The organism is Variovorax sp. 01T439_2, assembly GCF_056398445.1.
Map to the genome: position 1 here is coordinate 1 of NZ_JBFTPJ010000173.1, position 11,847 is coordinate 11,847.

9 protein-coding genes and 1 pseudogene are annotated in these 11,847 nt (G+C 66.5%); 2 read left to right on the plus strand and 8 right to left on the minus strand.

What is annotated here, in order from left to right:
• From AC1DOC_RS10735 to serA, 8 genes and pseudogenes are all read right to left on the minus strand, one after another.
• Positions 1–887 (minus strand): AarF/UbiB family protein (locus AC1DOC_RS10735; protein WP_478129782.1); only part of this gene is annotated, 887 nt, incomplete at its 3' end.
• Positions 884–1,456, minus strand: coding sequence for a ubiquinone biosynthesis accessory factor UbiJ (locus AC1DOC_RS10740; RefSeq protein WP_015866901.1), 573 nt, complete (start codon positions 1,454–1,456; stop codon positions 884–886). The genes AC1DOC_RS10740 and AC1DOC_RS10735, both read right to left, overlap by 4 nt.
• A gap of 153 nt (positions 1,457–1,609) precedes the next feature.
• Entirely contained in the window at positions 1,610–2,623 is a 1,014-nt protein-coding gene (locus AC1DOC_RS10745; RefSeq protein ID WP_018906405.1) for a Tim44 domain-containing protein, read from the minus strand.
• A 34-nt stretch (positions 2,624–2,657) separates the two neighbouring features.
• A complete protein-coding gene (gene ubiE, locus AC1DOC_RS10750) occupies positions 2,658–3,389 on the minus strand; it encodes a bifunctional demethylmenaquinone methyltransferase/2-methoxy-6-polyprenyl-1,4-benzoquinol methylase UbiE (RefSeq protein ID WP_015866903.1) in 732 nt (243 codons plus the stop codon).
• A 155-nt stretch (positions 3,390–3,544) separates the two neighbouring features.
• Positions 3,545–3,958 carry a gamma-butyrobetaine hydroxylase family protein gene (locus AC1DOC_RS10755; RefSeq protein WP_278876662.1) on the minus strand — a complete coding sequence of 138 codons (414 nt, stop codon included), beginning with the start codon at positions 3,956–3,958 and terminating at the stop codon, positions 3,545–3,547.
• On the minus strand, positions 3,958–4,395 hold the full coding sequence (locus AC1DOC_RS10760; RefSeq protein ID WP_278876660.1) for an HIT family protein: 438 nt from the start codon (positions 4,393–4,395) through the stop codon (positions 3,958–3,960). The genes AC1DOC_RS10755 and AC1DOC_RS10760 overlap by 1 nt, the downstream gene beginning before the upstream one ends.
• Positions 4,392–8,070, minus strand: a pseudogene (locus AC1DOC_RS10765) (DUF3400 domain-containing protein). The gene AC1DOC_RS10760 and the pseudogene AC1DOC_RS10765 overlap by 4 nt, the downstream one beginning before the upstream one ends.
• 207 nt (positions 8,071–8,277) lie before the next feature.
• A complete protein-coding gene (serA, locus tag AC1DOC_RS10770) occupies positions 8,278–9,510 on the minus strand; it encodes a phosphoglycerate dehydrogenase (protein ID WP_015866907.1) in 1,233 nt (410 codons plus the stop codon).
• 226 nt (positions 9,511–9,736) lie between these two features.
• Between serA and ugpB the strand changes: the two genes are divergently transcribed.
• On the plus strand, positions 9,737–11,050 hold the full coding sequence (ugpB, locus tag AC1DOC_RS10775; RefSeq protein WP_478079536.1) for a sn-glycerol-3-phosphate ABC transporter substrate-binding protein UgpB: 1,314 nt from the start codon (positions 9,737–9,739) through the stop codon (positions 11,048–11,050).
• Positions 11,051–11,163: 113 nt separating this feature from the next.
• Positions 11,164–11,847, plus strand: a 684-nt coding sequence (locus tag AC1DOC_RS10780) for an ABC transporter permease subunit (RefSeq protein WP_478129783.1), incomplete at its 3' end; no start/stop codon positions are given.

The following is an 11,847-nucleotide window of genomic DNA, read 5'->3' on the forward strand; positions in this document are numbered from 1 at the left end:
AGGCTCACCTGGATGTTGCCCGGGTGCATGTCGGCGTGGAAGAAGCCGTCGCGGAACACCTGGGTGAAGAAGATCGTGACGCCGTCGCGCGCCAGCTTGGGGATGTCGACGCCGGCCGCCCGCAGGCGGTCGAGCTGGGCAATGGGCACGCCGTTCATGCGCTCCATCACGATCACCTCGGGGTGGCAGAAGTCCCAGAACATCTCGGGGATCAGCACCAGCTCGAGCGAGGCCATGTTGCGGCGCAGCTGGGCCGCGTTGGCCGCCTCGCGCACCAGGTCGAGCTCGTCGTGCAGGTACTTGTCGAACTCGCCGACCACCTCGCGCGGCTTCAGGCGCTTGCCGTCGGGCGAGAGCTTCTCGACCCAGCCGGCCATCATGGCCATGAGCGCCAGGTCTTTCTCGATCACGCCGCGCATGCTGGGGCGCAGCACCTTGACCGCGACCTCGCGCACCTCGCCTTCGTCGGTGCGGATGGTCGCGAAGTGGACCTGGGCGATCGACGCGCTGGCGATCGGCGTCTCGTCGAACTGCACGAACACGTCGCCCACCGGACGGCGGAAGGCGCGCTCGATGGTGGCAATGGCCACCGCCGAGGGGAACGGCGGCACGCGGTCCTGCAGGAAGGCGAGCTCGTCGGCGATGTCGGGCGGCAGCAGGTCGCGCCGGGTCGACAGCACCTGGCCGAACTTGACGAAGATCGGCCCCAGGCGTTCGAGTGCCTCGCGCAGCCGCTGGCCGCGCGGTGCGTCCAGGTTGCGGCCGATGGAGACGATGCGCGCCACCACGCGCAGCCAGGGTTTCTGGAAGCTCGTGAGCACGAGCTCGTCCAGGCCGTAGCGCAGCGCGACCCAGACGATGAAGATTCCGCGGTAGAAGCGCCTCATTCGGCCGTGCTCGCCGAGCCGGTCGACGGACCGCCGGCCTGCGGGGGCTTGCGGCCGCCGGCGAACTGGCGCAGCGCTTCCACGACCCGGCGCGCGCCGTTGGCGATGGTGTGCGCCGGTACGTCGCCCACGAGGCGGGCGAGGTCGTCCTCGACGTCCCAGCGCACGTGGTCGACCAGCCAGTTGACCTCGGCGGCGAGCTGCACGTCGCCGATGATCTGCACCGAGGGCTTGCCGCCGCGCAGCGTGGCGCGGGCCAGCTCGAAGGGAGATTCGTCCGTGACGGTGAGCGTGAGCTCGGGCACCGAGCCGGCAGGCGCGAGGTCCAGCAGGCCGGCCGGCGTGGCGACCAGATCCATCGTCACGAAGCGCCACTGGAAGCGCACCACCCGCCCCTGCTGCCGGAGCAGCCGCTGCTGGGCCTCGGGTTCCTGCTGCAGCACATGGTTCAGGAACAGCACCGCGCGGTGCTGGATCTCGTGCACCGCCCAGGCGGGCGGCTGCAGGCGCTCGCCGATGCGGTTGAACAGGTCGTCGAGAAAAGAAAATGGGGACGATGGTGTGGCCATGTCCCCATTATCCCGTCACTGTAGCGCCCGACGACTCATGGACTGCATGCCCTTTTCCAGAAACACCGCAGAACCGGCTTTGCCGGGCTGCTGRTGTTGCCCCCGGTAGGGGGTGGGAGAAGCGACACGAAGTGCGCGGAGCCTGGGGGCGAACTATTGAAGGGCCTGCACGCCCGCCACGAGCCAGCCGCTGGTGCCGCTGGTGGGCTTGGTCATGTTCCAGACTTCGCGGAACGGGCCCGGGCCGGCCGAGGCATCTTCGCGGATCATGCCGGAGAACTCCACGCTCGCGAGGTAGGCATCGGCCAGTTCCTCGATGCCGAGCAGCTTGGCGTCGAGCATGACGACTTCGGTCTTGTTCGAGGCGCCGCCGGTGTGGCTCGCACGGTCGGCCAGCTGGCTGCGGATTTCCTCGACCATGTCGTCGGTCATCATCGAGCGCAGCATGCTGACGTCGGCGCGGTCCCATGCGTCCTGCAGCGTCACGAAGTTGCGCTTGGCGGCGCTCAGGAAGCCGTCCACGTCGAAGCCGGCCGGAATGCCCCACGACTGCGAGCCTGAGAGCGCCGAGCCGATCATGCTGCCGCCGGCCGCCGCACCGGCCGCGGACAGGCTGCTGCCATGCGCGGAGGAGCCGGCGTCGAAGGCGGCCGTGTTGCGCTCCCAGGGACGCGCCGACGCATCGTTGCCGACATTGGCGGGGCTGTACTGCGCGGGCGCGCTGGCGTTGGCCGGATTGCCGGCGCCTTCGAATGCGAAGCCGCCCGGGCGGTTGGTACCCGACGATGCGGCCGAGCGCGCCTTGAACATGCGCCAGACGAACAGCCCGGCCATCACGAGCAGGCCGATCAGGAGGATGTTCGCAAAGCCGGCACCCAGGCCCAGCGAGTGTGCGAGCCAGGCCAGGCCCAGGCCGGCGGCGAGGCCGCCGAGCATGGCGCCCCACGGACGCTTGGGCGCAGCGGCGGCGGGCGCGGGCGTTGCGGGCCTCGGCGCCGCATTGGTCGCGTTTTGCTGCGCGGGTGCGGTGGGTGCTGCGGATTCGCGCTGCGTCACGTTGGACGACTGGCGGCCGAACGACTTGCCGCCACCGATGCGAGCTGCGTCTGCCTGAACGCTGACCAGGGCCAGCACGCAAGCCAGGAACAAAGAACTCAAACTTTTCATGTCGTCTCCTCTTTCGAGCGAAGAATTCGCTTCATCAACATTTGATTCCAACATGAAGGGCGACCACGCCCCCCGTCATGTTGTGATAGTCCACATGCCCGAAACCGCCCTCTTTCATGAGGGTCTTGAGTTCGTCCTGCGCGGGATGCATGCGGATCGATTCGGCCAGGTAGCGGTAGCTCGCGTCGTCGCCGGCCACCAGCTTGCCCAGGCGCGGCAGCACGTTGAACGAATACCAGTCGTAGGCCTTGGCCAGCGGCTTGGCCACCTTCGAGAACTCGAGCACCAGCAGCTTGCCGCGCGGCTTGAGCACGCGGTTCATTTCCTTCAGCGCAAGGTCCTTGTGCGTCATGTTGCGCAGGCCGAAGGCCACGGTCACCACATCGAAGTGGTTGTCGGGGAACGGCAGCTTCTCTGCGTCGCACACCAGCGTGGGGAGCGCCACGCCGGCATCGAGCAGGCGGTCGCGGCCGGTGCGCAGCATGGCTTCGTTGATGTCGGTGTGCACCACCTGGCCGCTGGCGCCCACCTTCTTCGAGAAGGCCAGCGCGAGGTCGCCGGTGCCGCCAGCGATGTCGAGCACGCGCGAGCCCTCGCCCACGTTGGCCACCATCACGGTGTAGGCCTTCCAGGCGCGGTGCAGCCCCATCGACATCAGGTCGTTCATGAGGTCGTAACGCGTGGCGACGGAATCGAAGACGCCGCGGACACGTTGCGCTTTCTCGCTTTCGTCGACTTTCTCGAAGCCGAAGTGGGTGGTGCTCATGCGCCTGATATTAGGCCGGAAGCACACAGCTCAAGAAGGCGACCCTGCGGCGACGGCGGACATTTGTTGCTTTTTCTTGAAATCGCGGGCCGCGGCAAGGCGCGCCGCGCCTGCGTGCGGGGCTACTTTTTCAGGAGCGAACGCGGTCTGGCGGGTCAGTGGCTGCCGCAGGCGGAGCCGCCCTTGTCGATCATCGGCGCGTCGCGGTCGACACCCGCGGCGGCAAGCCGGCGCTCGTATTCGGCCCAGAGCGCGACCTGGTTGGCGCCGAGCTCGTACAGCAGGTTCCACGAGAAGATGCCGGTGTCGTGGCCGTCGCTGAAGACCGGCTGCACGGCGTAGTTGCCGACCGGCTTCAGGTCGACCAGCTCGACCTCGCGCTTGCCGGTCTGCAGCACTTCCTGGCCGGGGCCGTGGCCCTGCACCTCGGCGGATGGCGAATAGATGCGCATCAGCTCGAACGGAATGCGGAAGCTCGCGCCGTCCGAGAAGCCGACCTCGAGCACGCGCGACTGGCCGTGCACGGTGATCGATTGCGGCGTCGGTGCGCCGGCTTGCAAACCTGCCATCAGAAGCTCCTTGTGCCCAGGCGGGCCATCATCTCACCCTCGAGCGCGGGCAGGCGCGCGGCCACCGCGGCCTGCCGGGCCGCATCCGCTTGGCGCTGCACCGGCGCCCACACGGAGCCCGGAAAATGCGTGTCGTCCGCAAAGCGCGCGATCACGTGCCAATGCAGGTGCGGCACCATGTTGCCGAGCGCCGCAAGATTGATCTTGGCCGGCGACAGATGCTCGCGCAGGCACTGCTCGACCACCGTCACCGCCTCCATGCACAGCACGCGGTCGGCCGCGTCGAGGTCGGAAAACTCCGCCGCATGCTCGCGCCAGATCACGCGGTAGAAGGCCGGGAAGCCGGCCTCCTCGGCATGGATGACGCGAAGCTTCGCGCCCTCGAACACGATGCGGCCGCCGGGGCCTTCGCAGAAGGGACAGTTCTTCACCTTCATACGAGCACCCGCTCGATGCCGCCCTGGTTGGCGGCGGCCACGTATTCGGGCATCCAGTCCTTGCCGAGGATCTTGTTGGCCATCTCGACCACGATGTAGTCGGCTTCGAGCAGGCCGTTGTTCAGGTCGTTGCCGTAGCGCGAGAGGCCTTGCAGGCAGCTCGGGCAGCTGGTCAGGATCTTGACGTTGTCCTTTTCGCCGACCTGGCCGTTCGCGCGCAGGGCGGCCTCGCCCTTCTTGAGCTCTTCTTCCTTGCGGAAGCGGATCTGCGTCGAGATGTCGGGCCGCGAGACGCCCAGCGTGCCCGATTCGCCGCAGCAGCGGTCGTTCTTGAGCACGTTGTCGCCGACCAGCGCCTTGACGGTCTTCATCGGGTCCTGCAGCTTCATCGGGCTGTGGCAGGGGTCGTGGTAGAGGTAGCCGCCACCGCCTGCATCGGCCAGCGTGATGCCCTTTTCGAGCAGGTACTCGTGGATGTCGATGATGCGGCAGCCCGGGAAGATCTTGTCGAACTGGTAGCCCTGCAGCTGGTCGTAGCAGGTGCCGCAGCTCACCACCACCGTCTTGATGTCGAGGTAGTTGAGCGTGTTGGCCACGCGGTGGAACAGCACGCGGTTGTCGGTGATCATCTTCTCGGCCTTGTCGAACTGGCCGCTGCCGCGCTGCGGATAGCCGCAGCACAGGTAGCCGGGCGGCAGCACCGTCTGCACGCCCGCGTGCCAGAGCATGGCCTGCGTGGCAAGGCCCACCTGCGAGAAGAGGCGCTCCGAACCGCAGCCGGGAAAGTAGAAGACCGCCTCGGTTTCGGACGTGGTGGCCTTCGGGTCGCGGATGATCGGCACGTAGTCGGCATCCTCGATGTCGAGCAGCGCGCGCGCCGTCTGCTTGGGCAGGTTGCCCGGCATCTTCTTGTTGATGAAGTGGATCACCTGCTCCTTGACCGGCGCCGGGCCGAGCGTGGCGGGCGGCGCGGCGGTCTGCTTCCTCGCGAGGCCGCGCAGCAGATCGTTGGCCAGGCGCTGCGCCTTGAAGCCGATGCCCACCATGCCCGCGCGCACCGCCTTGATGGTCTGCGGATTGGTCGCGTTGAGGAAGAACATCGCGGCCGCGTTGCCGGGCCGGAAGCTCTTTTGCCCCATCTTGCGCAGCAGGTTGCGCATGTTCATCGACACGTCGCCGAAGTCGATCTTCACCGGGCACGGCGTGAGGCACTTGTGGCAGACCGTGCAGTGGTCGGCCACGTCCTCGAACTCTTCCCAGTGCTTGATGCTGATGCCGCGCCGGGTCTGCTCTTCGTACAGGAAGGCTTCGACCAGCAGCGAGGTTGCAAGGATCTTGTTGCGCGGGCTGTACAGCAGGTTGGCGCGCGGCACGTGGGTGGCGCACACCGGCTTGCACTTGCCGCAGCGCAGGCAGTCCTTCACGCTGTCGGCAATGGCGCCGATGTCGCTCTGCTGCATGATGAGCGACTCATGGCCCATGAGGCCGAAGCTCGGCGTGTAGGCGTTGGTCAGGTCGGCATGCGGCAGCGCGGCTTCGCCGGCGGGGGCGCGCAGCAGCTTGCCCTTGTTGAAGCGGCCTTCGGGGTCGACGCGGCGCTTGTAGTCCATGAAGGGCGCGAGCTCTTCGTCGCTCAGGAACTCAAGCTTGGTGATGCCGATGCCGTGCTCGCCGGAGATCACGCCGTCGAGGCTGCGCGCCAGCGCCATGATGCGCACCACTGCGGCATGCGCGGTCTGCAGCATTTCGTAGTTGTCGCTGTTGACCGGGATGTTGGTGTGCACGTTGCCGTCGCCCGCATGCATGTGCAGCGCCACCCAGACGCGGCCCTTGAGCACCTGCTGGTGGATGGCGGTGCACTCGGCCAGGATCGGCGTGAACTCGGCGCCCGAGAAGATTTCCTGCAGCGGCTGGCGCAGCTGGGTCTTCCAGCTGGCGCGCAGCGTGTGGTCCTGCAGCTGCGGGAACAGCGTGTCAACGTCGCGCAGCCATTCGGCCCAGAGCGCACGCACGCCCTGCACCAGCGCCACGGCCTGCGCGACGCGGTCCTCGAGCWGCTCGGCGGCCGGGATCTCGTGTGCGTCGTCGGTCTTGCCCAGCGGCAGGTTGCCGCGCAGCAGGAAGGCTTCGAGCGCGTCGGTGAGCGCGAGCTTGTTCTGCAGCGAGAGCTCGATGTTGATGCGCTCGATGCCGTCGCTGTACTCGGCCATGCGCGGCAGCGGGATGACCACGTCTTCGTTGATCTTGAAGGCGTTGGTGTGCTTGCTGATGGCCGCGGTGCGCTTGCGGTCGAGCCAGAATTTCTTGCGCGCCTCGGGGCTGATGGCGACGAAGCCTTCGCCGCTGCGCGAATTGGCGATGCGCACCACTTCGGAGGTGACGCGCGCCACCGCATCGGCGTCGTCGCCCGCGATGTCGCCGAACAGCACCATCTTGGGCAGGCCGCCGTGCTTCTTCGACTTGGTGGCGTAGCCCACGGCCTTCAGGTAGCGGTCGTCCAGGTGCTCGAGGCCCGCGAGCAGCACGCCGGAGCGCTTCTGCTCGGCGAACATGAAGTCCTTGATCTCGACGATGCTGGGCACCGCGTCCTTCGCGTTGCCGAAGAATTCGAGGCACACGGTGCGGGTGTGCGCCGGCATGCGGTGCACCACCCAGCGGCAGCTGGTGATGAGGCCGTCGCAGCCCTCTTTCTGGATGCCGGGCAGGCCCGAAAGGAACTTGTCGGTCACGTCCTTGCCGAGGCCTTCCTTGCGGAAGGTGCGGCCGGGAATGTCGAGGCGCTCGGTGCGCAGCTTGGTCTTGCCGTCGGCCGCGTAGTACTGCAGTTCGAACTCGGCGCTCTCGGCGTCGTGGATCTTGCCGAGGTTATGGCCGATGCGCGTGACTTCGAGCCATTCGGCCTGCGGCGTGACCATGCGCCACGAAGCCAGGTTGTCGAGCGCCGTGCCCCAGAGCACGGCCTTCTTGCCGCCGGCGTTCATGGCCACGTTGCCGCCGACGCACGAGGCCTCGGCAGAGGTGGGGTCGACTGCGAACACGTAGCCGGCGCGCTCGGCGGCATCGGCCACGCGCTGGGTGACGACGCCGGCTTCGGTCCAGATGGTGGGCACGGGGTTGTCGAGGCCGGGCAGCGGAACCAGCTCGACCTCGGTCATGGCCTCGAGCTTCTCGGTGTTGATGACCACGCTCTTCCAGGTGAGCGGAATGGCGCCGCCGGTGTAGCCGGTGCCGCCGCCGCGCGGGATGATGGTCAGGCCCAGCTCGATGCAGCCCTTGACGAGCAGGGCCATCTCGGCCTCGGTGTCGGGGCACAGCACCACGAAAGGATATTCGACGCGCCAGTCGGTGGCGTCGGTGACGTGCGAGACGCGCGAAAGGCCGTCGAACTTGATGTTGTCCTTGGCCGTGAGGCGGCCGAGCACGCGCGTGGCCTTGCGGCGCAGGGCCGCCACGTCGCGAAAGGCGGTGTCGAAGGCCGCGACGGCCTGGCCGACAAGGCCCGTGAGTTCGGCGCTCGGCGCGCAGGGTCTGGAGCAGTTCCCAGCCGCGCTCGCCCAGCAGGCGGATCACGATCTCTCGATCGGAAAAGCTGGTGTAGTTATAGGGGATCTCGCGCAGTCGTACAGGCTCTGCGGCCTGCGACAACAGCGTGGTCAACGCGGTCGGAGCATTCATCGGGGGTGGCACCTCGGCCAGGCGCTGCGCGCCCATCTAGCCGGGGGTGGGATTTTAGGGCAGGGGCGGGGGGCCTGCCTTGCGCCTTCGCTGTTCCCCTATTGCGAGGCGCCCGGCAGGCGCTTGCCGTGGTGTGGATGCCGCTGCCCTCACCCCGGCCCTCTCCCGGAGGGAGAGGGAGCAAGACGGAGGCGCTTGGTTCAGGGTTCAGAACAGCACGCGGCTGCGAATCGTGCCGTTCACCTTGGCCAGCTTTTCCAGCGCCAGGTCGGAATACGCGGCGTCGATGTCCATCACGACGTAGCCGATCTTCTCGTTGGTCTGCAGGAACTGCGAGGAGATGTTGATGTTGTTGTCCGAGAAGATCTTGTTGATCTCCGACAGCACGCCGGGCACGTTGCGGTGGATGTGCAGCAGCCGGTGCTTGCCGGGGTGGGCCGGCAGCGCCACCTCGGGAAAGTTGACCGACGAGGTCGAGGTGCCGTTGTCGCTGTACTTCACCAGCTTTTCCGCCACCTCCAGGCCGATGTTGGCCTGCGCCTCCATCGTCGAGCCGCCGATGTGGGGCGTGAGGATCACGTTGTCGAGCCCGCGCAAGGGCGACTGGAACTCGTCCTTGTTGCTGCGCGGCTCGACCGGGAACACGTCGATCGCGGCGCCCAGCAGCTTCTTCTGCTTCAGCGCCTCGGCCAGCGGCTCGATCCGCACGACCGTGCCGCGCGAGGCGTTGATCAGGATCGCGCCCGGCTTCATGGCGGCGATTTCGGCCGTATCGATCATCCATTGGGTGGCCTGCGTCTCGGGCACGTGCAGGGTCACGATGTCGCTCTGGGCCAGCAACTGGTGCAGTTCGCGCACCTGGTGCGCATTGCCCAGGGGCAGCTTGGTCACCACGTCGTAGAACGCCACCTTCATGCCCAGCGCCTCGGCCAGCACCGAGAGCTGGGCGCCGATGGAGCCGTAGCCCACGATGCCCAGCGTCTTGCCGCGGATCTCGAAGGCGTTCTCGGCCGACTTGAGCCAGCCGCCGCGGTGCGCGACCGCGCTCTTCTCGGGCACGCCGCGCAACAGCAGGATGGCTTCGGCCAGCACCAGCTCGGCCACCGAGCGGGTGTTGGAATACGGGGCGTTGAACACCGCCACGCCGTGCTCGCGCGCGGCCTCCAGGTCGACCTGGTTGGTGCCGATGCAGAAGCAACCCGCCGCCACCAGCTTGTGGGCGGCCGCGAAGACCTCGGCCGTGAGCTGCGTGCGCGAGCGGATGCCCAGGAAGTGGACGTCGGCGATCTTGGCTTTGAGCTCCGCATCGGGCAGCGCACCCGGCAGCGACTCGATGTTGGTGTAGCCCGCGGCGCGCAGGACCTCCACCGCCGAAGGATGGATGCCCTCGAGCAGAAGGAACTTGATCCGGCTTTTTTCGAGGGAGGTTTTGCTGCTCATGGCGTACTCGCGGAAGCCCCGGCCGCGGCAACAGGCTAGGCCGAAAAAGGGGAGGTCGATGCTAGCATGCTGCGCCGCAGCATGAGGGCGCGCACGCCGTGGGAAGCCCTGCGCCAAAGGGGTTTTCCCGATTGGAAATTAACAACACTCCGTGCGCAAATGTGACGCGGCCATGTCATCCACGTGGCCTAGCATCCGCGCTTTCATTTTCCCATCAGGAGTCTTCATGCGATTCAAGACGCTCGCGCTGGCATCGGCGCTGGCCGCCACCACGCTGTTCAATGTGGCACATGCCCAGACTGAGATCCAGTGGTGGCATTCGATGAGCGGTCCGCTCGGCGAGTGGGTCAACGACCTCGCCAAGCAATACAACGCCAGTCAGAAGGACTTCAAGGTCGTGCCGACCTACAAGGGCCAGTATGACGAATCGATGACCGCCGCCATCGCGGCCTTCCGCGCAGGTAATGCGCCGCACATCCTGCAGGTGTTCGAAGTGGGCACCGCCACCATGATGGCTTCCAAGGGCGCCATCAAGCCGGTGGGCGAGGTGATGACCTCGGGCGGCGCCAAGTTCGACCCCAGTGTGTACGTGCCCGCCGTGTCCGGCTACTACACCGCGCCAAACGGCCAGATGCTGAGCTTCCCGTTCAACAGCTCGACGACCATCTTCTACTACAACAAGGATGCCTTCAAGGCGGCCGGCCTCGATCCGGAGAAGGCTCCCACCACCTGGCCCGAGGTGATCGCCGCAGCCGACAAGCTCAAGGCCAGCGGCCACAAGTGCCCCTTCACCACGAGCTGGATGAGCTGGACCCAGCTCGAAAGCTTCTCGGCCTGGCACAACACCCTGTATGCCACGCAGAACAACGGCTTTGGCGGCACCTCGGCACGCCTGGCCTTCAATTCGCCGCTGCAGGTGCGCCATTTCGAGAACCTGGCCAAGATGTCGAAGGACGGCACCTTCGTCTACAAGGGCCGCAACAACACGGCCGACGCCGCCTTCCCCTCGGGCGAATGCGCAATGATGACCGGCTCGTCGGGCCTGTACGCACGCGTGGCCAAGGACGCCAAGTTCAAGTACGGCATCTCCACCATGCCCTACTACCCCGACGTGAAGGGCGCCCCGCAAAACACCGTGATCGGCGGCGCCAGCCTGTGGGTCATGTCCGGCAAGCCGGCCGACCACTACAAGGGCGTGGCCAGCTTCTTCACCTTCCTGTCCGACACCAAGGTGCAATCCGAAAGCCACAAGCGCACCGGCTACCTGCCCATCACCACGGCGGCCTACAAGCTGACCGATGCTTCGGGCTTCTACAAGGAAAACCCGGGCACCGACGTGGCAGTGACGCAAATGATCCGCAAGACCACCGACAAGTCGCGCGGCGTGCGCCTGGGCAGCTTCGTGCAGATCCGCACCATCATCGACGAGGAGACCGAGCAGATCTGGAGCGGCAAGAAGACCGCCAAGGAGGCACTCGACGCCGCCGTCAAGCGCGGCGACGAGCAACTCGAGCGCTTCCAGAAGGCAAACAAGGGCTGAGCCGGGTGTGAGGCGCCGGCATCTGCGGCGCCTCACCCACTACACTCGCAACCCGCCGCGCCCACCGCAGGGCCGGTGGGTTCTTCTTTTTCCGAGCCAATGTTCTAACTTCCATGGAAAAACGCGTCCTCTTTCGATCTGCCTGGCTGCCCTGGCTGCTGATCGCGCCGCAGATGGCGGTGATCCTGGTGTTCTTCTTCTGGCCGGCGAGCCAGGCCATCTGGCAATCCATGCAGACGGAGGACGCCTTCGGCACATCCTCCGTCTTCGTCGGCCTGGAGAACTTCCAGACCTTGTTCGACGACCCGGCCTACATCGAGTCCTTCAAGGTCACGGCGCTCTTTTCTGTTCTGGTGGCTGGCAGCGGTATTGCACTGTCATTGATGCTGGCCATCTTCGCCGACCGCATCCTGCGCGGGAGCCTGGTCTACAAGACCTTCCTGATCATCCCCTACGCCGTGGCGCCGGCCATCGCGGGCGTGCTGTGGGTTTTCATGTTCTCGCCCAGCATCGGCGTGGTGTCGTACTTTCTGCACTACATGGGCATGGACTGGAACCACCTGCTCAACTCCAACCACGCCCTCGCGCTGATCGTGGTGGCTGCCGTCTGGAAGCAGATTTCCTACAACTTCCTGTTCTTCCTGGCGGGCCTGCAGTCCATTCCCAAATCGCTGATCGAGGCCGCCGCCATCGACGGCGCCGGGCCGCTGCGGCGCTTTCTCACGATCCAGTTCCCGCTGCTGTCGCCCACCACCTTCTTCCTGCTGGTGATCAACGTGGTGTACGCCTTCTTCGAC